Genomic DNA, 25,075 nt, shown 5'->3' on the forward strand with positions numbered 1-25,075 from the left:
CTGCCGCATCGGCAACGACCTCAGATGCGGGTTCGCTCTTGCCGAAGCGGCGCTAGGAGCGAATGTCCCCGGAAGTGATAACACCGTTTCCCAGTCAGTCGAGAAGCGGGTGGGGTCGTCGACCCTGCCGCCCTTCCCCGCCACCGCTGCACGAGCGCCCAGGCGGTGCGTCTCGCAGTACCGTCGGTCGACCGGTAGGGATTCGCGCGGTCTTGACGCGGCCGCTTAGCTCCAGAGGGCTTCGACGACCACGGGTACGGCATCGGAGACGTCGTAGGAACGAACCCACCGCGGTCGCACGATGACGAGCGCGAATCCAGGATCGGTCACGCGCGATCCCGGAGCGTGCCGCAAGAACACCGGCTCCAGCTCCTTCGCCCGCGCGGCCGAAGCCACCTCGGCGCTCCCCTCGAGCTGCAGGGTCACCGACCCCTCTGTGCCCACCACGAGCGCCACCGCCCCGTTGCCCACGAGGTTCGCGACCTTGCGAGACTCGGAGCGGCTCGTGAACAGGATCGTCCCGTCGTCGAGAGCCACCACACCGACGAGCGCGGCCTCCGGCTCGCCGCCCGCTGACACGGTCGCCGCGACGCCGCGCCCGTGCTCACGGATGAACATGACCACCGAAACTCTGTCGTGGGGATCGATGGCCATGCTCACGAGACTAACGCCGTCGCCCCGGACTCACGCGGCCGACCAGACTCCCAGCTCGTTGCCCGACGGGTCCGCGAAGTGCAGTCGCCGTCCGCCCGGGAAGTCGTACGGCTCCTGCAGGATGCGCCCGCCGGCGGGTTCGATCGCGTCGCGCGTGGCATCGAGGTCGTCGGAGTAGAGCAGCACGAGGGGGCCTCCGACGGGCCGCGGCTCCTCGGCGAGGAGCAGTCCCCCGACCTCGCTGCCGTCTCCCCTGCCCGAAGCGATCCCGGCGTACGTGGGGCCGTAGTCGACGAACTCCCACCCGAACGCCGACGCATAGAACTGCTTCGCTGCGGCGAGGTCGGTGACGACGAGCTCGACATAGTCGATGGTGTGGTGCTGTGAGGTTCCTGTCATGCGGCGCACGCTACCGGCGGGCACCGACATCGCGCTCGTCCGGCGCGTCGGCGGGCAGGAGTAGCGTGGAACGGTGCCGCCCCTCTCCCACGCATCCGCCTCTCCGGGGTGGCGCGCGTGGACCATCTGGTCGGTCGGTGTCGCCGCCTACGTGCTCGCGATCACCAACCGCACCTCGCTGGGGGCCGTGGGTGTCGAGGCGGCGGATCGCTTCCAGGCCGACGCATCCACCCTCGCGCTGTTCGCCGTCGTCCAGCTGGCGGTCTATGGCGGGATGCAGATCCCGATCGGCGTGCTCCTCGACCGCTACGGGTCGCGGCCCATCATCACGATCGGGATGCTGCTCATGGCGGCCGGGCAGCTCACCATGGCGCTGTCCCCCAGCGTCGGCATCGCCATCGTCGCGCGTGTGCTCCTGGGCGCGGGCGACGCCGCGGTGTTCCCCGCCGTGCTGCGCCTCGTGGCGACCTGGTTCCCCGCGCAACGCGGACCGCTCATGGTGCAGTTCACCGGGATCATCGGTCAGGCAGGGCAGCTCATCGCCCTGGTACCCGTCGCTGCACTGTTGCACGCGACCACATGGAGCATCACGTTCGGCAGCATCGCCGGGCTCGGACTGCTGTTCACGGTGCTGGTCTGGCTCGTCATCCGCAACCATCCGCCGGAGCGGGGCGCGGACGTGACGGTGAACACGGACACCGGCGTCGTCCGCGTCGTCACGTCCGCCATCGACACCGGCGTCGGAATCCGGGCGGCGTGGGCGCACCCGGGAACGCGCCTCGCGTTCTGGTCCCACTTCACCACCCCGTTCGCCGGCACGGCCTTCGTCCTCCTCTGGGGCATGCCGTTCCTCACCGTCGGCGAAGGGCTTCGGCCCGCGGCTGCCGCTGGGATCATCTCGATCTACGTGGTCGCCGGAATGGTCCTGGGGCCGGTGATCGGCGATCTGTCGCGGCGCCTTCCGAACCACCGTTCCCTCGCCCTCGTGCTCCCGGCTGTCGGGGTGCAGGCGGCGGCATGGATCGCGGTGATCGCCCTCCCCGGGCCGGCTCCGGCATGGCTGCTCACCGTGCTCGCCGTCGCTCTGGCCACCGGGGGCCCGGCATCGATGATCGCGTTCGACCACGCCCGCACCCACAACCCGAGCCACCGGCTGAGCACCGCCACCGGCGTCACCAACGCGGGGGGCTTCATCGCCGCACTCCTCGCGATCTTCCTGATCGGGCTGCTCCTCGACGTGCAGGGCGCAGGCACGCCCGAGACTTACTCCCTCGAGGCATTCCGGCTGGCGTTCCTCGCGCCCCTCCCCCTCTGGGCGCTGGGTGTGACCTTCATCCTGATCGAACGCAAGCGCACACGCATCCGCATGGGTCTGGATCCCGAGCGACGCCGGCGCTCGCCCCTAGGATGAGCGCATGGCCTCCGCTCCCCCCTCGGCTCCTTCCCGTCTCGACGAGTCGGACCGGCGGCGGATCGCTCGCCTGCCCCGTGGCGTCACGGCCGGTCTGATCCTCGCCGCGCTGTGGCTGCTCGCCGGAGGTGCCGCGAGGCTCTGGGGCTCCGACATCGTGGTCACCCGACTCCTCAGCTTCTTCGGCGTCGGTCCCGTCCAGGCCAACACGTGGGGCCTCCCGGCGGCATGGACGCCTGTCCTGCTCGTGCTCGTGGCGGCGGTGCTGGCATCGGTCACCTGGTTCGTGTCCGACCGCGTCGCTCCATCCGGCCGCGGCATCTGGGCTCTGTGGTTCGCCGCCGTCATCGCGGGGGCCGTGCTCGGGCTCGGGGTGGACGCGATCCGGGCGATCTCGTACCTGCAGGACTTCGGCCTGCACGGACTCACCGTGGCCGTGGTGGAAAGCGCCCCCGTGACGACGTACTGGGCGGTGATGAGCGGCTGGATCCCGGCCGTCCTCCTCGGCCGTCGTGACGGGCAGGCGGCTCCGCCGGTTCGAGCGCGCACCGCGCTGATCAGTGCGCTCGTCAGCGTCGCGCTGTTCGTCGTCGGCGGCGGGCTCGCCGACGACGCGCGACAGCAGGACATCATCCGCGAGAACGCCGCACAACAGGCGACGACGGACGACACCGGCGCGCTCATCGATCCGACCGCCGTCGGCGATCCCGTCGCCGAGACCGCTCCGGGCGTCGGTGCACCGACCCTCCAGACCGACGCCTGCACCGGCGACCGCGCCACGCTGCTCCTCGGTGCAGCGGACGGAGCCACAGGACACCGGGCCCAGGCGATCCACCTGGTCAACGTGAGCGAGCAGCCGTGCGTGATCGAGGGCTATCCGGACATCGCCTTCGCCGACCAGAACGGACACGCGCTCGACGTCGAGGTGGTTCCGGGATCGTCGTTCCTCGCCACGGACGACGGGAGCGCCACGATCACCGTTCCCCCGCAGGGACAGGCGACCGCGGTGCTCGGCTGGGACGCCAACGCGACCGCGGGGGCGCTCGTGGCACGGCAGCTCTACGCAGCTCGCCTTCCGGGGCTGGAGCGCGGTTCGTGGCCGGTCGAGCTCGACATCGTCGCGGGATCCACCGTCGAGGTCACGGCGTGGAAGCTCGACACGTCCGCCGGGGCAGCCCCGTAGCCGGTACGCTCCCTGTCTTCAGCGCAGCAGGTGCTGGACGGTCTCGAGGACGAGCTCCACGCTGACGCGCTCCGGGACCTCGGCGTCGCCCGCTTCGAACTCCGCTAGCTCGACACCGCGGACGCTCTCAGCCGGGAGCGAGGCGAACAGCGCGGCGATCTGGTGCGGGAGCAGCCCGTCGCCCACGCGGTACGCGGCGGGGATGTACCCGGGCTCGAGCACGTCCCAGTCCACGTGGATCCACACCGGTCGTCCGGCGACCAGCTCCCGGAGTCGCTCCGGGGTGCTCTCCCCCGGGCTGAGCACCGTGACGCCGTTGGCCGCCAGCAGCTCGGCCTCCGCGGGGTCGATGTCGCGCCCGCCCACCACGACCACCTGGCGCGGATCCACCCCCGCACCGTGACCGCTGTCCCAGAGCCCGCAGGCGGCGGCGAGCACCATGCCGCCGAGGTAGCCCGATCCGGTCGTGTCCGGTGTGTTGAAGTCGCCGTGCGCGTCGATCCACAGCACGACCGCATCGGGGTGATGCTCTGCGACGGACGGGAGGGTGCCGAGGCTCGCTGCGCAGGTGTTCGTCACGAGCAGCGGGGTCGTGCCCGAGGAGATCGCTGTGTTGACGGCGTGACGCAGGCCCGTGAGCGTCGTCGCCGCGGCAGGCAGCGCCTCGCTCCAGTCGTCCTGGCGGGAAGCGTCCGGAGTGCCCACCACCTGCGCGTCAGTGCCGAGGAGCGCGGACAGGGCGTCGGCCACGAGCCGGGCGCCCACCAGGGCCCCGTCGGTGCGGTCGGCCACACGGCCCTGGGACAGGATGAGCGAGAACGGGGAGGACATCCCCCCAGTCTCCCATCCTCGCCCGGCACGGCCGCGACGACTCAGCGGCGGCGGGGCGTCCAGCCGCCCGGCAGCGGCCCGTCGACGGAGGCGCGCGCGGTCGCCGGCGGCCGACCACCCCTGGCCTCTCCCTCGTGGTCGAAGCCGCCGCGAGCGACGCGGAAGCCCACGTCGTCATGGTGCATCCGGGGTGCTCCCCCGCGGCGGACGGACGCACGCACGCTCCACACCTCGTCGGCGAACCCGCCCCCGCGGAAGACGCGATAGTCGTCGTACCGCGCAGGGTCGAGCAGGTCCCAGCACCACTCCCACACGTTGCCGAGCGTGTCGAACAGCCCGTGGAGGTTGGGCAGCTTCCCGCCGACGTCCTGCGGCGCGGAGACGTGATCAGCCGCTGTCCACGCCGCATCGGCGAGTGGTGCATAGTGCGGGCCCGCGGAGCCGGCACGGCACGCGAACTCCCACTCCTCCTCGGTCGGCAACCGGTACCCGTCCGCCGTCGTGTCCCAGGTCACGTCCTCGCCGTCGAAGCGGTACACGGGGTCGAAGCCCTCCCACTCCGACGCCGCATTGCAGAAGTGCACGGCTCGCAGCCAGCTCACGTCGGCGGCCGGGCGGCGGGGATGTCGCACGGCGACGCCCAGCACCTCGGCCAGTTGCTCCTCCGTCACCGGGAAGACGCCGAGCAGGAACGGCTCCAGGGTTACCTGCCGCGTCGAACGCGTCCGTGCATCGTGCAGTGTGACCTCTCCGGCGGGAAGGCGCGTCAGCTGGATGTCGCTCACGCGGGCGTGCACTCGATCCAGGTCGGGTACTTCGCCGTGCGCCCGTCACCCGAGGAGGTGCGGGTGACCCGGCGGCGCACCCAGGGACCCACGAACTCGCGATAGTACGCGAGACCCGACGGGCCGAGACCCGGGCGGTCGAGCGGCGCCCACCAGGCCTCCGGGGGTTCGAAGCCCAGTGCGTGGAGCACCCGCGCAGCCACCCGGTGATGTCCGGCGGCGTTCATGTGCAGGCGGTCCTCCGACCAGTACGGCGGCTTCGAGAGCTCGCGGTCCGGCCAGTTCAGGGCGCGGATCACATCAGGGCGATCCTCGATGCGGCGCAGCACGGCCTCCGACAGCAGGTCGCCCCGGCGTTGCACGAGCGACCCCATGGGCAGCTGGCCGCTCGGGTTCGCTCCGGAGAGCAGGATCATGGTGACGCCCTCCTCGTCGCAGCGCCGGAGCACGCGGCTGAACGCGTCGGCGATGTGCTCGGGATCGGCCCGCGGACGGAGCATGTCGTTGCCGCCCCCGTTGAACGACAGATGGGTGGGGCGCAGCGTCAGCGCGGGCTCGAGCTGCTGCTCCACGATCGGCCAGGCGAGCTTGCCGCGGATCGCGAGGTTGGCGTACTGGATCGGGTGACCGGCGGCGTCGGCCCACCCCTGTGCCGCGATGTCCGCCCATCCGCGCTCGCGCCCGTCGGGCAGCACATCCCCCACGCCCTCCGTGAAGGAGTCGCCTATCGCCACGAATCGCACATCGGTCACGGACCCAGCCTATTGCCGTGCCCGGACAGCGGCGTCAGCGGTCGTCGAGGGCTGCACCGCGTCGATCCACGAGCCCCCACGACGCCCCCGCCGCGAGGAGGAAACAGGCGGCGAAGACGACGAAGAGCACCGGCGCACCACCCGCGAGGAGCAGCACCGGGGCCGCGATCGGTGCCACGACCGAGGCGATGCGGCCGATGCCCGCGGCCCATCCGGCGCCCGTCCCCCGCAGCGAGGTCGGATAGATCTCCGGTGTCACCGCGTACAGTGCCCCCCAGGCGCCGAGGTTGAAGAACGACAGCGCCATACCGGTCGCGATGATCGCGGCCTCGGTGCTCGCGGTGCCGAAGAGCACGGCGGAGACGGCCGAGCCGAGGAGGAACACCGACAGCGTGACGCGGCGCCCCCACACCTCGATCAGCCACGCGGCCACCGCGTACCCCGGCAGTTGCGCGAGCGTGATGATGAGCGTGAAGCCGAACGACCGCACGAGGTCGAAACCCGCGTCGACGAGGATGCTCGGAATCCAGATGAACGCTCCGTAGTACGCGAAGTTCACTGACAGCCACACCAGCCACAGACAGAGCGTGCGCACGCGGAACTCCCGGTAACACAGCGTCGCGAGCCTCGCCCCGGCCGTGGCGGCGATCGCCCGCGAGGCCGGCTCCTTGCGGATCGCGGGGGCCGCCGTCATCCCCGCCTCGGCCTCGAAGGCGGACACGATCCGGTCGGCCTCCGCGATCCTGCCGCGTGAGGCGAGCCAGCGCGGCGACTCCGGAAGGCCCCACCGCACGATGAGCGCGTAGACGGCGGGGATCGCACCCACCGCGAACGCCCAGCGCCACCCGGACTCCGACGCCGGGATCACGAGGAAGCCGATCAGCGCGGAGGCGGTCCAGCCCACGGCCCAGAACGCTTCGAGGATAACGATCAGGCGTCCCCTGATGCGTGCCGGGGCGAACTCGCTGACGTACGTCGAGGCCACCGGAAGCTCGGCGCCCAGTCCGAGGCCGACGAAGAAGCGCAGCACCAGCAGGGCCGCCACTCCCCCGACGAGGGCGCTCGCTCCGGTGGCGACGCCGTACACGAGGAGCGTCAGGGCGAACACCTGACGACGGCCGAACCGGTCGGCGAGCAGTCCCCCGAGCGTCGCCCCCACAGCCATGCCGACGAAGCCGATCGATGCGATGAGCCCCGCTTCGCCCTTCGACAGGTCCCACTGCTGCGTGAGCGCCGCGATGATGAACGAGATGAGACCGACGTCCATCGCGTCCAGCGCCCACCCTACCCCGGAGCCGGAGAGCACTCGCAGGTGCCGGCGCGTGAACGGAAGGACATCGAGGCGCTGGGCGAGCGAGGTGCGGCTCGGCAGGGCGGTGTTGGCCATGCCACTCATCGTAGAGGCGGGCGGGCGCGGTGCCCGCCCGCCCGCCGTCGTCAGTCGCGGTCGGCCAGCAAGCGCCGCACGCGCGGAATCACCTCGGTGCCGTACAGCTCGATGCTGCGCATCATCGCCTCGTGCGACAGGGTGCCGGTGGCGTACTTGAGGTCGAAGCGGCCGAGGCCGAGGGTCGTCACCGTGTCGGCGATCTTCGTCGCCACGCGATCGGGCGAACCGGCATAGAGCGCGCCCTCCGGCCCCACGTCGTTCTGGAAGCGCGCACGGCTGTACGGCGGCCATCCACGCTCGCGTCCGATGGTGTTGTTCATCGCCTCGAAGCCCGAGTACGCGGCGTCCCAGGCCTCGGCGTCCGTGTCGGCGATGTGTCCCGGCGAGTGCACCGCGACGGGGTGCGACGTCGTGCCGAACGAGGCGACGGAGCGGTGGTACAGGTCGACGAAGGGCCGGAACCGCGCGGCCGGTCCGCCGATGATCGCGAGCATCAATCCCAGACCATGGCGTGCCACGCGCACGACCGACTCCGGACTGCCGCCGACGCCGACCCACGTCCGCAGACCCTTCTCGGTCTTCGGGAAGACGTCGGCGTTCTCCAGCGATGCCCGCATGGTGCCCGACCAGGTCACCGGCTTCTCCTCCAGGAGGTGCACGAACAGGTCGAGCTTCTCCTCGAACATCGTGTCGTAGTCGCGCAGGTCGTAGCCGAAGAGCGGGAACGACTCGATGAAGGAGCCGCGACCGAGCACGACCTCGGCGCGACCGTCGGACAGCGCGTCGAGCGTGGCGAACCTCTCGAACACCCGGACGGGATCATCGGAGGACAGCACGGTCACGGCGGTGCCGAGACGGATGCTCTTCGTCCGGCCCGCGATCGCCGCGAGCACCATCTCCGGAGACGACACCGCGAACTCGCGACGGTGGTGCTCCCCCACGCCGAAGAAGTCGACGCCGACCGCATCGGCCAGTTCCGCCTGAGCGACGACGTTGCGGATCGTCTGCGCCGCCGTGAGCAGCTCGCCGTCCTGGTCCCGTGTGATGTCCCCGAAGGTGTCCAGCCCGAATTCGATGTCCATGTCATGCCTCTCTATTCAGCTGAATGAACAGCGGACGCCGAAGAGGCATTCCCGTGGTCTCAGCGCGGAAGCAGAGCGCTGCGCAGCGTGTCGAGACCGACGCCGCCCAGGTCGAGTGCGCGCTTATGGAAGTCCTTGAAGGAGAACGCGTCGCCCTCCGCCTGCTCGACCGCATCCCGCACCTGCTCCCAGATGCGCTGACCGACCTTGTAGGACGGTGCCTGCCCCGGCCAACCGAGGTAGCGGTTCACCTCGAACTGAACGAACTGGTCCGACATGTTCACGTTGCGGCGCAGGAAGTCGAGTGCATAATCCGCGTCCCAGACACCTTCGCCGTCGAGGCGGGGCTTGCCGAGGTGCACTCCGATGTCGAGCACCACCCGAGCGGCGCGCATGCGCTGTCCGTCGAGCATGCCGAGGCGGTCGGCGGGGTCGTCCAGATACCCGAGCTGCTCCATCAGACGCTCGGCGTACAGCGCCCAACCCTCCGCATGACCGGACGTTCCCGCCAGCAGCCGGCGCCAGGAGTTCAGCTCGGCGCGGTTGTACACGGCCTGGGCGATCTGCAGGTGGTGACCGGGAACACCCTCGTGGTACACCGTCGTGAGCTCACGCCAGGTGTCGAACTCGGTCACGCCCTCGGGAACCGACCACCACATGCGACCGGGGCGGGAGAAGTCGTCCGTGGGAGCGGTGTAGTAGATCCCGCCCTCCTGCGTCGGGGCGATCATGCACTCGAGCGTGCGGATCGCCTCCGGGATGTCGAAGTGCGAGGCGCCGAGCTCCGCGACAGCGCGGTCGCTCGTCTCCTGCATCCACGCCTGCAGTGCCTCCGTGCCCACGAGCTTGCGTGCGGGATCGCCCTCGAGGTGAGCGACGGCCTCCTCGACCGATGCTCCCGGGAGGATCTCGTTCGCGATCGCCGTCTGCTCGGCGACCATCCGCGCGAGTTCCTCGCGGCCCCACTCGTACGTCTCGTCGAGGTCGATCGTCGCCCCGAGGAACCGACGCGAGTTGAGGGCGTAGAGCTCGCGTCCGACCGCATCCTGCTCCCCCGCCTCGGGGGCGAGCTCCTCGGCGAGGAAGCGGCGCAGTTCGCCGTAGGCCACGCGCGCGGCGGCGGAGTTGTCGGCGAGCGTGCGCGCGAGCGACGCGGGCAGCTGCCCCTCGTCCGGGTCGGCGTGCGCGACGAAGGCCGCGAAGAACCCGTCATCGGCGATGTAGCGGTCGATCTGCGTCGCGACCTCTGCGACCTGGCGCCGTGCGGGCGTGACCCCCTCGGCGATCCCCGTGCGCAGCGTCTCGACGTACCCGCGCAGGGCACCAGGGACCGCCGCGAGACGGGTCGAGATGACCTCCCAGTCGTCGACCGTCGACGTCGGCATCAGGTCGAACACGGCGCGGACGTCCTGCGCCGCGGAGGCGATCACGTTGAGGTCGCGCAGATGCCACTTCGCGTCGTGCAGTTCGAGGTCCAGCCGCAGCTCGGCGCTCAGGTCGGTCTTCGTGACTTCGTCGATCGCGTCGACGGGCTCGAGCGCGGACAGCTTGTCGAGCGTCGCCCTGGTCGCCGCGGCGACCTCTTCGTGGCCTTCCGGGCTTAGGTCGCCGAATCGATCGTTGACCTCCGAGCGACCGATGTAGGTGCCCAGGGTCGGGGCGAGCACGGCGATGGTGTCGACCCAGTCATCGGCGACCTTGTCGATGGCGGAGGGGGTGCGGGGTGCGGAAGTCATGGTTTCCAGCCTAATCCCCGACCCCTCGCCGGTGAGGTCAGTGCGCGGCCTCGTTCCAGTCTCGACCGCGACCGACCTGCACGTCGAGAGGGACCGAGAGCTGCGCGGCATCGCCCATGCGGGTGCGGACGATCTGCTCGACCCGATCCCACTCCCCCGACGCGACCTCCACCACGAGCTCGTCGTGGATCTGGAGGAGCACCCGGGACGAGAGCTCCGCGGCCTGCAGGTCGTCGTGGATGTGGAACAGCGCGATCTTCATGATGTCCGCCGCACTGCCCTGGATCGGGGCGTTGAGCGCGGCACGCTCGGCGTTCTCGCGCAGCACCCGGTTCGGGCTCGCGAGGTCGGGGAACGGGCGGCGCCGACCGAAGATCGTCTCGGTGTAGCCGTCTTCCTTCGCCTTCATGACCGACGCGCGCAGGTAGTCGCGCACCGCGCCGAAGCGGGCGAAGTACTCGATCATGAGCTGCTTGGCCTCGGCCTGCTCGATGCGCAGCTGCTTCGACAGACCGAACGCCGACAGCCCGTAGACCAGACCGTACGACATGGCCTTGACCTTGGTGCGCATCGCCGGGGTGACATCGCCCGGCTCGACGCCGAACACCCGCGCACCCACGAACCGGTGCAGGTCTTCGCCGCTGTTGAACGCCTCGATCAGCCCCTCGTCGCCCGACAGGTGCGCCATGATGCGCATCTCGATCTGCGAGTAGTCCGCGGTCAGCAGCGTCTCGTAGCCCTCGCCCACCTCGAACGCACTGCGGATCCGACGTGACTCCTCGGTGCGCACCGGGATGTTCTGCAGATTGGGGTCGGTGCTCGACAGCCGGCCGGTCTGGCTCCCCGTCTGCACGTACGTGGTGTGCACCCGATGGTCCGGTCCGATCGCCCCGTCCAGCGACTCGATGATCTGCCGCAGCTTGGTCGCCTCGCGGTGCTGCAGCAGCAGGCTCAGGAACGGGTGCGGGTGGGACTCCTGCAGATCGGCCAGCACCGCGGCGTCGGTCGAATAGCCCGTCTTGGTCTTACGCGTCTTCGGCAGCTGCAGGTCTTCGAACAGCACCTCCTGCAGCTGCTTGGGCGAGCCGAGGTTGAACTCGCGCCCGACCACCGAGAACGCCTCCTGCGCGAGCACATCCGCTCGTGCCGCCAGCTCGCTCGAGAACGTGGACAGCACCTCGTGTGAGACGGCGACCCCCGCGAGCTCCATGTCGGCGAGGGTGAGCAGGGTCGGCAGCTCGATGTCGGTGAGCACGGCGGCGACCGGCTCCGGCAGGTCGCCGCGCAGCGCCTCGGCCACGCGCAGGACGAACCAGGCCTCCTGCGACGGTGTCGCCCCTTCGGTCTCGGGCACCAGCTGCGAGGGGTCGGCCTCGGGCAGCTTCTCTCCGAGGTAACGCTGCACCAGGTCGGACAGCGTCTTGTCGGGGAAGCTCGGGCGCAGGAGCCAGCCCGCGAGACTCGTGTCGTACGCCAGTCCGCCGAGCCGGATGCCCTGGCGCCGCAGCGCCTTCACCTGCGGCTTCGCGTCGTGCAGCACCTTCGGGGCAGAGGACTCGAGCCACTCGCGAAGAGCCGCGGCCGCGTCGTCGGACCAGTCGAGCTCGCGCAGCTCCGTCTCGGTGGCGGCCCCCAGGCGCACGGGAGCCCCCGCCGCGATCGTCACGCGCAGTGCCACATCGCTCTCCTGCGCGGCAGCCCACGAGGCGAGCTCGGCGCCGCTCACCTGCGCGGGAACGGGCATCTCGACCACGGCCGCCGGGTCGTCGGCCACCTCGCCCGCGCCCACCGCCTCGAACACCCGCGGCAGCAGCGTGCGGAACTCCAGGCGGGCGAAGATGTCGCGCACGGCCTGGGCGTCGATGGGCGTGACCGCGAGGTCTCCCGGGGCCACCGGCAGCTCGACGTCGGTCAGGAGACGGTTCAGCTTGCGGTTGCGACGCACGTCGTCGATGTGGTCGCGCAGGTTGCCGCCCACGACGCCCTTGATCTCGTCGGCGCGATCGAGGAGCTCGTCGAGAGAGCCGAACTGGGTGAGCCACTTGACCGCGGTCTTCTCCCCCACCTTCGGGACGCCGGGCAGGTTGTCACTGGTCTCGCCCACGAGCGCCGCGATGTCGGGGTACTGTTCCGGGCGGACGCCGTAGCGCTCCTGCACGGTCGTGGGGTCGTAGCGCTTGAGCTGGGACACGCCCTGCACGGACGGGTACAGCAGGGTGATGTCGTCGGTGACCAGCTGGATGGTGTCGCGGTCGCCCGACACCACGAGCACGTCGTAGCCCTGCGCGGCGCCCTGGGTCGACAGCGTGGCGAGGATGTCGTCGGCCTCGATGCCCTCCTGCGTCAGGACCGGGATGGACATGGCCGCGAGGCAGTCCTGCAGCAGCGGGATCTGGCCCTTGAACTCGGAGGGGGTCTCGGAGCGGGTGGCCTTGTACTCGGGGTACTCGTCGGTGCGGAACGAGTGCCGTGACGTGTCGAAGGCGATGGCGAGATGCGTCGGCTGCTCGGCCTTGATGAGGTTCACCAGCATCGACAGGAAGCCGTAGATGGCGTTCGTGTGCTGGTTGTCCTTGGTCGTGAAGTTGTCGACCGGGAGGGCGAAGAAAGCGCGGTAGGCGAGCGAATGGCCGTCGACGACCATGAGGGTAGGCTTTGCGGAGTCCGTCACCCTGTCAGCCTAACGAGGAGCACGGACACCCGCAGAGGAGGATGCATGGGCGAGGTCGCGACCAGCGAAGGGCTCGAGTGGGCAGCCGCCCGCGGCATGGGCGCACTGGCCGAGAAGATGGGCATGGAGTTCGTGGAGTTCGGCGTCGACCGGTGCGTCGCGACCATGCCGGTCGCCGGCAACACCCAGCCCGTCGGCCTGATGCACGGCGGCGCGTATGTCGTGCTCGGCGAGTCCCTCGGCTCGATGGCGGCGAACCTCCACGCCGGAGAGGGGCGCCTCGCGGTCGGCGTCGACATCAACGCGACCCACACCCGCTCCGCGACCTCCGGGACCGTCACGGGGGTGTGCACGCCGGTGCACCTCGGGCGCAGCATCACGGTGCACGAGATCGTCGTCACGGATGATCAGGGCCGACGCTGCTCGACGATCCGCATCACCAACATGATCAAGGACGTTCCCGCGGGGCGCTGAGAGGCTCCTCCAGCAGAAGCTGGAACAGCAGGTGATCCTGCCACTCCCCCGCGATGCGCAGGTACTTCGGCGCGAGGCCGATGCGCTCGAAACCGCATCCTGCCAGCACGCGCTGCGAAGCCAGGTTGTGGAGCAGCGTGGCAGCCTGCAGCCGATGCAGGTGGAGCTCCGTCCTCGCGTGCTCCGCGACGAGGGCCACCGCACGCCCGGCCAGCCCGCGCCGCAGCCGTGAGGCGTCGATCCAGTAGCCGAGGTCCGCGCTCCAGAACGCGCCGCGGACGATTGAGTTCAGGTTGACGCGGCCGCGGATCGAGCCATCATCCCCGACCACGACGAACCGCAGGCTCCGTCCCGCCTCGGCTTCCGCCAGGCACTGCGCGACGTGCCGCTCCTGCCACTCGTCGGTGAAGAAGGCGGCGTCGCGCTCGGGCTCCCACGGAGCCAGGTGTGCACGATTCGCGCGGTAGGCCGCGGCGATGCCGGGGCCGTCGCCCGCACGCACGGGCCGCAGCAGGTGCTCGGCGTCGAGGCGGAGCACCGGACCGGCTACTTCTTCGGGGCGAGCTGCTCGATGATGGCCTTCGCGACGTCCTGCATCGTGAGGCGGCGATCCATCGAGGCCTTCTGGATCCAGCGGAACGCCTCGGGCTCGCTCAGGCCCATCTTCTCGTTCAGCAGTCCCTTGGCGCGGTCGACCAGCTTGCGGGTCTCGAAGCGCTCGACCATGTCGGCGACCTCGGCCTCGAGCGTGATGATCTGCTCGTGACGCGCGAGCGCGATCTCGATGGCCGGCAGCAGGTCGTTCGGGGTGAACGGCTTGACGACGTACGCCAGGGCGCCCGCCTCGCTCGCCCGCTCCACAAGCTCCTTCTGGCTGAAGGCCGTCAGCAGCACGACCGGGGCGATGTTGCCCTTGTGCAGCTTCTCGGCCGCGCTGATGCCGTCGAGCTGGGGCATCTTGACGTCCATGATGACCAGGTCGGGGCGCAACTCGGTCGCGAGGGCGACGGCCGTCTCCCCGTCACCGGCTTCGCCGACGACATCGAAGCCGTTGTCGCGAAGGATCTCGACGATGTCGAGACGGATCAGCGACTCGTCTTCGGCGACGACGACGCGTCGGGGTGCGGATGCCGTGGGCTGCTCAGCCTGTTCTTGCTCGGTCACGGACTCCATCCTACTGGAGAGGGCGCGGCGCTCGGCCGAAGCGCTCATCGGCGCCGGGTGATCGGCTCGCCCTGCGCTACAGTCGAAGACGCGACACACGGGCCGGCGTGGCGGAATGGCAGACGCGGAGCACTCAAAATGCTTTGTCCGAAAGGGCGTGTGGGTTCGAGTCCCACCGCCGGCACACGGTGCGCTATACATGCTCTATGCACAGCGGGGACGCACCGGCAGCGCATGCCCGGAGGTCGCATCGCACCGCGCGGGCCACTCTCGTCGTCCTGGCGGTCGCGCTCGTCATCCTGCTCCTGATCGCCGCAGAGGTGTTCAGGCGCACGAGCGCGGAGGAGGCGGAGCGCGCGAGCGATCCGGCCTTCGTCACCGCCCCGACCCCGCTGCCCTCCGGAGCCCCGGGCTCGCTCATCCGCTCCGAGGAGATCGACAGTGCTCCCGTCGGCACGAGAGCGTGGCGCGTGCTGTACCACTCCCGCGACCTGGCCGGTTCGGACATCGCCGTGTCCGGCCTGGTCGTCGTGCCCGAGGGGCCGGCGCCGGAGAACGGACGCACGGTCGTCTCCTGGGCGCACCCGACCACGGGAGCGGCGACGGCGTGCGCCCCGTCGCTCGCGCTCGATCCGTTCGAGCTCATCGCCGGGATGCACGAGCTGCTCGCCGAGGGATACGCCGTCGTGGCCACCGACTATCCGGGCCTCGGTGTGGAGGGCGCGTCGTCCTATCTGCTGGGCGTCCCGGAGGCGAACAGCGTGCTGGACATCGTGCGTGCGGCCGGCCGCCTCGACGGGGCGGGGACGAGCGCTCGCGTCGTGCTGTGGGGGCACTCCCAGGGCGGTCAGGCGGCGCTCTTCGCCGCCGAGCGCGCCGAGACGTACGCGCCCGAGCTGTCGGTGCGCGGGGTGGCGGTGGCGGCGCCGGCGGCCGATCTCAACGCCCTGATGACCGACGACATCGTCGACGTTTCCGGGATCACCATCGCCTCGTTCGCCATCGCCGCCTACCGGGATGCCTACGCCGAACGGTTCGGCGAGGAGGCCATCCTGTCGATCCTGACCCCGGAGGGCGCGGCTGCGACTCCCGACATGGCCGCGCTCTGCCTGCTGACCCACACCGAGGAGATCCACGCGATCGCCGAGCCCCTGGTCGGCTCCTACGTCACCGCCGATCCCGCCACGACCGAGCCCTGGCGGACGATGCTCGCCGAGAACAGCGCGGGCGGCCAGCCCATCACGGTCCCCGTGCTCGTCGGCCAGGGCGAGGCGGATGAACTCGTGCGTCCCGCCGCGACCGACGGGTACGTCGCCCGCCTCTGCGCGGCGGGGACGGATGTCAGCTACCACCGGTTCCCGGCGGTCGACCACGGCTATGCGGCGTACGCGACCCTGCCCGAGCTCCTCCTGTGGCTCCCGACACTGGACGCACCGCGGGAGGCCCGCGGGACCTGCGGGTGAGCGCTCAGGATTCCGCCAGTGCCGCGAGTTCGGCGAGCACCCGGGGGTGGGCGAGGATGCGGAAATGGCCGCCGGTGTCGAGCACGACGTTCTTCGCTCCCGGCAACGCGCTGCCCTCGGGGATGTGCGGGTCGAACTCCGCATAGACCGACACGATCCGGGCGTTGACCTCGACCTCGCGCGCGAGCGCCAGGATGGACGGGTCGTCCGGAGAGAAGGCGCGCAGCACCCGTCCCGGCATGCGCCGGGCGTACCGGGAACCTCCGAACGGCGTCGCGACCGCCAGCATCGCCCGGATGCGGTGCCCCTCCGGTCCGGTCATGGCGAGCTTGCCCGCCAGACCTCCCTTGCTGTGCGCGACGAGGATCACGCCGGTGAGGTCGCGCGCACGCAGATGCTCCGCGATCTGCTCCGCCTCGTCCGCGACCGGGAACCGGTTGCGCCGCAGCGCATCCACCACGTGGACCGGATGACCCCGCTGGTGCAGCGCGACGATGAGCGGCTCCAGGAACCGCCACGTCTCGTACACCCCGGCGAGCACCACGATCGGCACGCCATCGCCGTCGGTGAACGCCCTCGCGTCATCTCGTCCGAAGAAGGAGCGCACCTGCCAGAACCCCGCATACGCGTAGTCGGCGGCCCACCAGCCCAGCCGCCTCACGACGTCGATGGCGCGCTCCGCTTCTCGTCCATGCTCCTCGACGTGGCAGCGTGCGGCCACGCACCGGCCGTGTGCGCCAGGATCGCCGACGCGACGGCGCGGGGCGCGGACTGCTGGGCCACGTGGTGGTGACCGGGGATCTCGACGAGACGCGAGACGCGGGCGCTGTCGCGCAGCCGGCGGCACCACGCGCGACCCGCGATCGGATCCGCTCCCCCGCGGATCACCAGCAGCGGCACGGTCAGCTCCGCGACCCGCTCCTGAAGCCGATAGCCGATCATGTGGCGCGCCTGCCGCAGATACCAACGCACGCCGCAGCGGAGGTAGTCGGTGAAGACGATCGTGTTGATCGCGGGCGTCTCCCCCACGGTGTCGATCGCGAGGGCACGCGCCTGTGCCGGAATCGTGCGCCACCGCTCGTCCACGACCGGGCCGATCGCGACCACGGCGCGCACGTACTCCGGGCGGTGCAGAGCAGCCTCCACGGTCCATTGCGCGCCCATCGAGTGTCCGACGAGCACCACGCGGTCATCGCCGAGCGTTCCGATCACCTCGGCCAGTGCGCTGCCCATCCGCTCCACCCCGACGTCGACGGAGGGCTTGGGCAGTCCGCCGAAGCCCGGAAGGTCCACCGACACCACACGGGTGTGCTCCGCGAGCGTCTCGTGCAGGCGGGACAGGTAGCGGTGCGACATGCCGATGCCGTGCACCAGCACCATCGTGGGGGCGACGGATTCCGCCGGTCGCGGAGTCTCCCGAAGGCGGAACATCAACCCCGACGTGAGCACGAGGCGCGTACGAACGACCATGCGCCCACGCTATCCGCCCCGCCCGCGCGGTCGCAGAGGGTTGACGCGGGCCCGGGACATACGGAAGGGGCGGGGCCGTAGCCCCGCCCCTTCCGGACACCTCGTGCGTCAGACGCCGGCCTTGTAGATCGGCGCAGCACCACGCATCGCGTCGCCCACCTTGTGCACGCGGAGGTCGTTCGTCGAGCCCACGATCCCGGGAGGGGAACCGGAGATCACGACGACCTTGTCGCCCTCGACCGCCAGGCCGTTCTCGAGCAGGTACTCGTCGACCTGGTGGTACATCAGGTCGGTGTGCTGGACCATGTCGACCAGCGTGGAGCGCAGGCCCCACGTGAGCGCCATCCGACGACGGATCGCCGGCTCCGGGGTGAACGCCAGCATCGGGATGCGCGAGCGCAGACGCGACAGGCGGCGGGCGGAGTCGCCCGACTGGGTGAAGACGCAGAGGAACTTCGCGTCGACGAACTCCGCGACCTCGAGGGCAGCCAGCGTGATGGCACCACCCTGCGTGCGGGGCTTGGTCGTCAGCGGGAGGATCCGCTCCAGGCCGTGCTCCTCGGTGGACTCGATGATGCGGGCCATGGTCTCCACCACGACGACCGGGTAGTCGCCCACGCTGGTCTCGCCCGAGAGCATCACCGCGTCGGCGCCGTCGAGCACCGCGTTCGCGACGTCGGAGGTCTCCGCGCGTGTGGGCACCGGGCTGTTGATCATCGACTCGAGCATCTGCGTCGCCACGATCACCGGCTTCGCGTTGCGCCGGGCGAGCTCCACCGCGCGCTTCTGCACGATCGGCACGGCCTCCAGAGGCAGCTCGACACCCAGGTCGCCACGGGCGACCATGATGCCGTCGAACGCGTCGACGATCTCCTCCAGCGCATCGACCGCCTGCGGCTTCTCGATCTTGGCGATCACGGGGACGCGCACGCCCTCCTCCGCCATGATCTCGTGCACGCGCGACACGTCTTCCGCGTTGCGCACGAAGGACAGGGCGATGAGGTCGGCACCCGTGCGCAGACCCCAGCGCAGGTCGTCTTCGTCCTTCTCGCTCAGAGCGGGGACGTTCACGGCGACACCGGGCAGGTTGATGCCCTTGTTGTTCGACACGGCGCCGGCGACGACCACGCGCGTGGTGACGGTGACGCCGTCGGTCTCGACCACCTCGACGCGGACCTTGCCGTCGTCGATCAGCAGGAAGTCACCGGGCTTCACGTCCTGGGGCAGCCCCTTGAACGTGGTGCCGCAGATTTCCTTGTTGCCGATGATGTCTTCGGTGGTGATCTTGAAGATGTCGCCCTTGGCGAGCTCGTACGGCCCGTCCTCGAAACGGCCGAGACGGATCTTCGGTCCCTGCAGGTCGACGAGGATCGCCACGGCACGGCCGGAGTCCTCCGCCGCGCGACGCACGTTCGCGTAGTTGTTCTCGTGCACGGAGTAGTCGCCGTGGCTGAGGTTCAGACGTGCCACGTCCACACCCGCATCGATCAGTGCACGCACCGTCTCATACGTCGAGGTGGCCGGACCCAAAGTGGCGACGATTTTCGCGCGTCTCAAAGAACTCTCCAGGGTAGAAGTGGGGGATGAACGTTCGGGCGACGGTGCCTGCCCCAGCCTACGCGGGCTGGAGACCGATCGCGACATCGCTCGGACGCACCGGCTCGGGCAGCACCGTGGTGCCCATGAGGTAGCGATCGACGTTCGCCGCCGCCGCACGACCCTCCGCGATGGCCCACACGATGAGCGACTGCCCGCGTCCGGCATCACCGGCCACGAACACGCCGGGCACCGACGACTCGTACGACGCGTCGCGGTGGAAGGAGCCGCGGTCGGTCACCTGCGGACGGGTGTCCTCCGTGTAGCCGTCCTGCTCCGGACCCGTGAAGCCCATCGCGATGAGCACGAGATCGGCGGGGATCTCCCGCTCGGTGCCGCTCTTGGGAACCCGGCGTCCGTCGATGTACTCGGTCTCGGCCACCCGAAGCGCGCGCACCTCGCCGACCTCGTTCGACAGGAACTCCACCGTGGAGGCGAGGAACACGCGCTCCCCGCCCTCCTCGTGCGCGGACGACACCTCGAACACGGTCGGCATCATCGGCCACGGCTGGTGGTCGGGGCGCGTGTCGCCCGGCTGCTTGCCGATCGCCAGGTTCGTCACGCTCAGCGCTCCCTGACGGTGCGCCGTGCCGATGCAGTCCGCACCGGTGTCGCCACCGCCGATCACGATGACGTGCTTGCCCTCGGCCGTGATCTGCCCTGGGACCGCGTCGCCGGCGACCGCGTGGTTGGACTCCACGAGGTACTCCATCGCGAAGTGCACGCCGTCGAGGTCGCGCCCGGGGATGGGCAGGTCGCGGGGAACCGTGGCTCCGGTCGCGATCACGACCGCGTCGTACCGCGCGCGGAGGTCGGCCCAGGAGATGTCCTTGCCGATCTCGACACCCGCACGGAACCGGGTCCCCTCCTCCTGCATCTGGCGCAGACGCGTCTCGAGCTGCGTCTTCTCCATCTTGAAGTCGGGGATGCCGTAGCGCAGCAGCCCGCCGATGCGATCGTCGCGCTCGAACACCGCGACCGTGTGCCCCGCGCGCGTCAGCTGCTGGGCGGCGGCGAGGCCCGCGGGCCCCGAGCCGACGACGGCCACCGTCTTGCCGGTGAGGCGCTGCGGCGGCTCGGGCTCGACCCAGCCCTTCGCGAAGGCCTCGTCGATGATGGAGACCTCGATCTGCTTGATCGTGACCGCCGGCTGGTTGATGCCCAGCACGCACGAGCTCTCGCAGGGCGCCGGGCACAGGCGACCGGTGAACTCCGGGAAGTTGTTCGTGGCGTGCAGACGCTCGATCGCGGCCCGGCCCTCACCGCGCCACGTGAGGTCGTTCCACTCGGGGATGAGGTTGCCGAGCGGGCAGCCCGAGTGGCAGAACGGCACACCGCAGTCCATGCAGCGACCGGCCTGACGGCGCAGGACGGCCTTGTCGCCCGGCTCGTAGACCTCTTTCCAGTCCATGATGCGCACCGGCACCGGACGGCGAGCGGGAAGTTCCCGCTCGGTCACCTTCAGAAAGCCTTTGGGGTCAGCCACCGGTCACCTCCAGGATGCGGTTCCACACGATGTCGCCGTCGGGGTCGATCCCCTCGGCCAGAGCCTCCTCGCGCATGCTCCGCACGGCGGCGAAGTCACGGGGAAGCACCTTCACGAACTCCGCCGCGCGCGCGTCGAAGTCGTCCAGCAGCTCGGTCGCGCGCGGGGACGCCGTACGTTCGACGTGCTCGACGAGCAGTCCGCGCAGCACCTCCAGGTCGGCGCGGTCCAGCGGCTCCAGCCGCAGCTCTCCGCTGCCGAGCGACTGCGCGTTCACCTTCGCGGTGTCGAGGGCGTGCACATAGGCCACTCCCCCGGACATGCCGGCGCCGAAGTTGCGCCCGGTCGGCCCGAGGATCACCGCGAGCCCGCCGGTCATGTACTCCAGGGCGTGGTCGCCCACGCCTTCGACGACCGCGGTCGCCCCGGAGTTGCGCACCAGGAACCGCTCGCCGACGACACCGGAGATGAACATCGTGCCCGAGGTCGCGCCGTAGCCGATCACGTTGCCCGCGATCACGTTCTCGTGCGGTGCGATCGACGCCCCGCGCGGCGGACGGATCGTGATGTCTCCGCCCGAGAGGCCCTTGCCGACGTAGTCGTTCGCGTCGCCCTCGAGGCGGAGGATGATGCCCGGCGGGAGGAACGCGCCGAGCGACTGCCCCGCGGTCCCTGTGAGGGTGACGTCGATCGTCTCCTTCGGCAGCCCGGTGGCACCGTGCCGCGACGTCACCTGATGGCCGAGCATCGTGCCCACCGCGCGCTCCGTGTTGGCGATCGGCAGCTCCACCACGACGGGCTCGCCGTTGAGCAGCGCCCCCTTCGCGATGTCGATGAGCTGCACGTCGAAGTGCTTGTCGAGCTCGTGGTCCTGCGCGCGACCGCTGCGGCGCGGCTCGCCGGCCGGGAACGCCGGGCCCTCCAGCACGGGGCTCAGGTCGAGACCCTCGGCCTTCCAGTGCTCGACGGCCGCATTCGTCTCCAGGAGCTCGGTGCGTCCGACGATCTCGTCGATCGAGCGGTAGCCCAGCTCGGCGAGGAGCTCGCGCACCTCTTCCGCGATGAACTCCATGAAGTTGACGACGAACTCGGGCTTGCCCGTGAACCGATCGCGCAGCACCGGGTTCTGCGTGGCGACGCCGACCGGGCAGGTGTCCAGGTGGCAGACGCGCATCATGATGCAGCCGCTCACCACGAGCGGAGCCGTCGCGAAGCCGAACTCCTCCGCGCCGAGCAGCGCGCCGATCACGACGTCGCGCCCGGTCTTGAGCTGGCCATCGACCTGCACCACCACGCGGTCGCGCATACCGTTGAGCATCAGCGTCTGCTGCGTCTCGGCGAGCCCCAGCTCCCAGGGGGTACCCGCGTGCTTGAGGGAGTTCAGCGGGCTCGCACCCGTGCCGCCGTCGTGGCCGGACACCAGGATGACGTCGCTCAGCGCCTTCGCCACACCCGCCGACACCGCACCGATGCCGGACTGGCTCACCAGCTTCGTGTGGATGCGCGCCTCGGGGTTCGCGCGCTTCAGGTCGAAGATGAGCTGCTTGAGGTCTTCGATCGAGTAGATGTCGTGGTGCGGCGGCGGCGAGATGAGCCCGACGCCGGCGGTGGCGTGACGCGTGCGCGCGACCCACGGGTACACCTTCGTGGGCGGCAGCTGACCGCCCTCGCCGGGCTTCGCGCCCTGGGCGAGCTTGATCTGGATGTCGTCCGCCTCGGTGAGGTACAGGCTCGTGACGCCGAAGCGGCCGGAGGCCACCTGCTTGATCGCACTGCGCCGCTCGGGGTCGACCAGGCGGTCGGGGTCCTCGCCGCCCTCACCGGTGTTCGACTTGCCGCCGATCCGGTTCATCGCGATCGCCAGGGTCTCGTGCGCCTCCTTGGAGATGGAGCCGTAGCTCATCGCCCCGGTCGAGAAGCGCTTCACGATCGCGGACACCGGCTCGACCTCGTCGAGCGGGACCGGCTTGCGGGTGCCGGTGCGCAGCGTGAAGAGTCCGCGGAGGGTCTTGAGCTCGGCCGCCTGCTCGTCCACGAGCTTCGTGTACTCACGGAAGATGTCGTACCGCCGCGTCCGGGTGGAGTGCTGCAGCTTGAACACCGTCTCCGGGTTGAACAGGTGCGGGGAGCCGTCGCGGCGCCACTGGTACTCGCCGCCCGTCCACAGGCGCTCGTGCGCGCGGGCTGCGGCATCCTCGGGGTACGCGTAGTCGTGCCGCGCCTGGTTCTCGGCGAAGATCTCCTCGATCCCGATGCCGCCCAGCTTCGACTCCGTGCGGGTGAAGTAGGCGTCGATGAACTCCTGGCTGAGACCGACGGCCTCGAACACCTGGGCGCCGGCATACGACGACACGGTGGAGATGCCCATCTTCGACATGATCTTCAGCACGCCCTTGCCGAGCGCGTAGATCAGGTTCTTGACCGCCTTCTCGGGCGTGATGCCGGTGATGTAGCCGGTGCGGACGAGGTGCTCGACCGTCTCCATCGCCAGGTACGGGTTGATCGCCGACGCGCCGTAGCCGATCAGCGTCGCGACGTGGTGCACCTCTCGCACGTCTCCGGCCTCGACGATCAGGCCCACCTTCATGCGGTTCTCGCGCCGGATGAGGTGGTGGTGGATCGCCGACACCATGAGCAGCGACGGGATGGGCGTGAGGTCCTTGTTGGAGTCGCGGTCGGACAGGATGAGGAACTCCGCGCCGTCCGCGATGGCCTGGTCGACCTCGGCGCACATCTCCGTCAGGCGCTCGGCGAGCGAGTGCGGGCCGGAGTCGAAGTGGTACAGGCCCCGGATCGTCGCGCTCGACCGGCCGGGCAGCGCCTTGTCGATGTGGCGGATCTTCGCCAGTTCGTCGTTGTCGATCACGGGGAAGTCGAGCGACACCGTGCGGGTGTGTTCCGGACCCCAGCTGAGCAGGTTCGCCTCGGGACCGAGGCCGAGCTTGAGGCTCGTGACGACCTCTTCCCTGATCGAGTCCAGCGGCGGGTTCGTGACCTGGGCGAACTGCTGCGTGAAGTAGTCGAACAGCAGTCGCGGTCGCTTGCTGAGCACCGCGATCGGGGTGTCCGAGCCCATGGCACCGAGCGGCTCGACGCCGGTCTGGCCCATGGGGGTCAGCAGGATGCGCACTTCTTCCTCGGTGTACCCGAAGGTGCGCTGGCGGCGGGTGATCGACGCCGGCGGATGCACGATGTGCTCGCGCTCGGGCAGGTCGGCCAGGCGCACGGCCCCCGCGTCGAGCCACTCCTGCCACGGGTGCAGCGTGGCCAGCTCCTGCTTGATCTCGCGATCTTCGACGATACGGCGCTGGGCCGTGTCGACGAGGAACATCTTGCCGGGCTGCAGACGCCCGCGGCGCTTGATGCGCTCGGGCTCGAAGTGCAGCACGCCCGTCTCCGAGCCGATCACGACCAGTCCGTCGGTGGTCTCGGTCCAGCGCCCCGGGCGCAGTCCATTGCGGTCGAGCGTCGCGCCGACCAGCGTGCCGTCGGTGAAGATGAGCGCGGCCGGGCCGTCCCACGGCTCCATCTGGTTGGAGTGGTACTCGTAGAACGCGCGCAGCTCCGGCGTGATGTCGGCCTGCTTCTCGTACGCCTCCGGCACCATCATCATGATCGCGTGCGGCAGGCTGCGACCGGTCAGGGTGAGCAGCTCGAGCACCTCGTCGAACGAGGCCGAGTCGCTCGCGCCGTCGGTGCAGATGGGCAGCAGCGGTGAGATGTCGCCGAGCAGCTCGGACTCGAGCTGCGACTGGCGGGCGCGCATCCAGTTGCGGTTGCCGCCGACCGTGTTGATCTCGCCGTTGTGCGCCAGCATGCGCAGCGGCTGCGCGAGCGGCCACGACGGGAACGTGTTGGTGGAGTAGCGGGAGTGCACGACCGCGAGCTCGGACGCGAACCGCTCATCCTGCAGGTCGGGGTAGAACGGCTCCAGCTGCAGCGTGGTGACCATGCCCTTGTAGCCGAGGGTGCGGCTGGACAGCGACACGAAGTAGGCGCCGAGCTCGTGGCCGGCCCGCTTGCGCAGGCGGTAGGCGACGCGGTCGAGGGCGATACCGGTGAGCGGCGCGTCGGCGTGCGTGGCCCCGCCGGCGCTCACGAAGAGCTGCTCGAACGCGGGGCGGGCCTCGTCGGCGAGCTTGCCGAGGTTCTCGTTCGCGGTGGGGACCTCACGCCACCCGAGGACGCGGAGGCCCTCGGCGCGCGCGATCTTCTCGATGCCGGCCTTCTGCTGGCGGCGCTCGCTCGAGTCGCGAGGCAGGAACGCGAGTCCTGCGGCGTACTCCCCCACGGGCGGCAGTTCGAAGCCGGTGACCGCGCGGAGGAAGGCGTCTGGCATCTGCGTGAGGATGCCGGCCCCGTCTCCCGTGCCCGCGTCGGACCCGATGGCCCCGCGGTGCTCCAGGTTGCGCAGGGCCTCGAGGGCCAGCGCGATGATGTCGTGCCCGGCTTCGCCGCGCAGCGTTGCGACCATGGCCAGGCCGCAGGCGTCCTTCTCGAACGCGGGGTTGTACATGCCCTGCTTCGG

General features: G+C 70.2%; 20 protein-coding genes and 1 tRNA gene. 5 read left to right on the forward strand and 16 right to left on the reverse strand.

Annotated features, from left to right (window positions below):
- Positions 1-225: 225 nt before the first annotated feature.
- Both ACWGQ1_RS08815 and ACWGQ1_RS08820 read right to left on the reverse strand, forming a co-directional pair.
- Entirely contained in the window at positions 226-654 is a 429-nt protein-coding gene (locus ACWGQ1_RS08815) for a pyridoxamine 5'-phosphate oxidase family protein (RefSeq protein ID WP_452312802.1), read from the reverse strand.
- 30 nt (positions 655-684) lie between these two features.
- Positions 685-1,053, reverse strand: coding sequence for a VOC family protein (locus ACWGQ1_RS08820; protein WP_136037347.1), 369 nt, complete (start codon positions 1,051-1,053; stop codon positions 685-687).
- Between the two features lie 73 nt (positions 1,054-1,126).
- Here ACWGQ1_RS08820 and ACWGQ1_RS08825 point away from each other — a divergent pair, with 73 nt between their 5' ends.
- Together ACWGQ1_RS08825 and ACWGQ1_RS08830 are read left to right on the forward strand one after the other, a co-directional pair.
- Complete coding sequence (locus tag ACWGQ1_RS08825) at positions 1,127-2,464, forward strand: MFS transporter (protein ID WP_452312803.1); 1,338 nt, start codon at positions 1,127-1,129, stop codon at positions 2,462-2,464.
- Between the two features lie 4 nt (positions 2,465-2,468).
- The gene (locus tag ACWGQ1_RS08830; RefSeq protein ID WP_452312804.1) at positions 2,469-3,647 is read left to right on the forward strand and encodes a DUF4232 domain-containing protein; all 1,179 of its coding nucleotides are present in this window, start codon (positions 2,469-2,471) and stop codon (positions 3,645-3,647) included.
- A gap of 18 nt (positions 3,648-3,665) precedes the next feature.
- Here the strand turns inward: ACWGQ1_RS08830 and ACWGQ1_RS08835 are convergent, their stop codons facing one another.
- The 7 genes from ACWGQ1_RS08835 to polA are packed head-to-tail and all read right to left on the reverse strand — an operon-like array spanning position 3,666 to position 12,894.
- Positions 3,666-4,478 carry an arginase family protein gene (locus tag ACWGQ1_RS08835; RefSeq protein ID WP_452312805.1) on the reverse strand — a complete coding sequence of 271 codons (813 nt, stop codon included), beginning with the start codon at positions 4,476-4,478 and terminating at the stop codon, positions 3,666-3,668.
- A gap of 41 nt (positions 4,479-4,519) precedes the next feature.
- Positions 4,520-5,263 (reverse strand): SUMF1/EgtB/PvdO family nonheme iron enzyme, encoded by a 744-nt coding sequence (locus tag ACWGQ1_RS08840; RefSeq protein ID WP_452312806.1) that lies wholly within the window; start codon positions 5,261-5,263, stop codon positions 4,520-4,522.
- Entirely contained in the window at positions 5,260-6,006 is a 747-nt protein-coding gene (locus ACWGQ1_RS08845) for a GDSL-type esterase/lipase family protein (protein WP_452312827.1), read from the reverse strand. The genes ACWGQ1_RS08840 and ACWGQ1_RS08845 overlap by 4 nt, the downstream gene beginning before the upstream one ends.
- A gap of 43 nt (positions 6,007-6,049) precedes the next feature.
- The gene (locus ACWGQ1_RS08850; protein WP_452312807.1) at positions 6,050-7,402 is read right to left on the reverse strand and encodes an MFS transporter; all 1,353 of its coding nucleotides are present in this window, start codon (positions 7,400-7,402) and stop codon (positions 6,050-6,052) included.
- Positions 7,403-7,452: 50 nt separating this feature from the next.
- On the reverse strand, positions 7,453-8,487 hold the full coding sequence (locus tag ACWGQ1_RS08855) for an Atu2307/SP_0267 family LLM class monooxygenase (protein ID WP_452312808.1): 1,035 nt from the start codon (positions 8,485-8,487) through the stop codon (positions 7,453-7,455).
- Between the two features lie 59 nt (positions 8,488-8,546).
- The gene (locus tag ACWGQ1_RS08860; protein WP_136032400.1) at positions 8,547-10,223 is read right to left on the reverse strand and encodes a DUF885 domain-containing protein; all 1,677 of its coding nucleotides are present in this window, start codon (positions 10,221-10,223) and stop codon (positions 8,547-8,549) included.
- A gap of 37 nt (positions 10,224-10,260) precedes the next feature.
- Positions 10,261-12,894: a DNA polymerase I gene (polA, locus tag ACWGQ1_RS08865; RefSeq protein ID WP_452312809.1), complete on the reverse strand. Its 2,634-nt coding sequence runs from the start codon at positions 12,892-12,894 to the stop codon at positions 10,261-10,263.
- A gap of 45 nt (positions 12,895-12,939) precedes the next feature.
- On the opposite strand from polA, the gene ACWGQ1_RS08870 reads away from it, so the two are divergent.
- Positions 12,940-13,368 (forward strand): hotdog fold thioesterase, encoded by a 429-nt coding sequence (locus ACWGQ1_RS08870; RefSeq protein WP_378803686.1) that lies wholly within the window; start codon positions 12,940-12,942, stop codon positions 13,366-13,368.
- Here the strand turns inward: ACWGQ1_RS08870 and ACWGQ1_RS08875 are convergent.
- Entirely contained in the window at positions 13,343-13,906 is a 564-nt protein-coding gene (locus ACWGQ1_RS08875) for a GNAT family N-acetyltransferase (RefSeq protein WP_452312810.1), read from the reverse strand. The two genes, ACWGQ1_RS08870 and ACWGQ1_RS08875, sit on opposite strands and share 26 nt — an antisense overlap.
- 8 nt (positions 13,907-13,914) lie before the next feature.
- Positions 13,915-14,541 (reverse strand): ANTAR domain-containing response regulator, encoded by a 627-nt coding sequence (locus ACWGQ1_RS08880; RefSeq protein WP_206253382.1) that lies wholly within the window; start codon positions 14,539-14,541, stop codon positions 13,915-13,917.
- A 92-nt stretch (positions 14,542-14,633) separates the two neighbouring features.
- Here ACWGQ1_RS08880 and ACWGQ1_RS08885 point away from each other — a divergent pair.
- Positions 14,634-14,716, forward strand: a tRNA-Leu gene (locus ACWGQ1_RS08885).
- Between the two features lie 22 nt (positions 14,717-14,738).
- On the forward strand, positions 14,739-15,995 hold the full coding sequence (locus ACWGQ1_RS08890) for an alpha/beta fold hydrolase (RefSeq protein WP_452312811.1): 1,257 nt from the start codon (positions 14,739-14,741) through the stop codon (positions 15,993-15,995).
- Positions 15,996-15,999: 4 nt separating this feature from the next.
- Here ACWGQ1_RS08890 and ACWGQ1_RS08895 read toward each other — a convergent pair whose 3' ends face one another.
- The 5 genes from ACWGQ1_RS08895 to gltB all read right to left on the reverse strand — a co-directional run bounded on the left by ACWGQ1_RS08895 (position 16,000) and on the right by gltB (position 25,063).
- A complete protein-coding gene (locus tag ACWGQ1_RS08895; protein ID WP_240744594.1) occupies positions 16,000-16,656 on the reverse strand; it encodes an esterase/lipase family protein in 657 nt (218 codons plus the stop codon).
- Positions 16,653-17,465 carry an alpha/beta fold hydrolase gene (locus ACWGQ1_RS08900; protein WP_452312812.1) on the reverse strand — a complete coding sequence of 271 codons (813 nt, stop codon included), beginning with the start codon at positions 17,463-17,465 and terminating at the stop codon, positions 16,653-16,655. Before ACWGQ1_RS08900 ends, ACWGQ1_RS08895 begins: the two co-directional genes overlap by 4 nt.
- Positions 17,466-17,573: 108 nt before the next feature.
- Positions 17,574-19,022, reverse strand: coding sequence for a pyruvate kinase (gene pyk, locus ACWGQ1_RS08905; RefSeq protein ID WP_136032411.1), 1,449 nt, complete (start codon positions 19,020-19,022; stop codon positions 17,574-17,576).
- 58 nt (positions 19,023-19,080) lie between these two features.
- On the reverse strand, positions 19,081-20,547 hold the full coding sequence (locus ACWGQ1_RS08910; RefSeq protein WP_136032414.1) for a glutamate synthase subunit beta: 1,467 nt from the start codon (positions 20,545-20,547) through the stop codon (positions 19,081-19,083).
- Positions 20,540-25,063 carry a glutamate synthase large subunit gene (gene gltB / locus ACWGQ1_RS08915; RefSeq protein ID WP_452312828.1) on the reverse strand — a complete coding sequence of 1,508 codons (4,524 nt, stop codon included), beginning with the start codon at positions 25,061-25,063 and terminating at the stop codon, positions 20,540-20,542. Before gltB ends, ACWGQ1_RS08910 begins: the two co-directional genes overlap by 8 nt.
- Between the last annotated feature and the right edge of the window lie 12 nt (positions 25,064-25,075).

Source organism: Microbacterium sp. NPDC055599 (genome assembly GCF_053618975.1).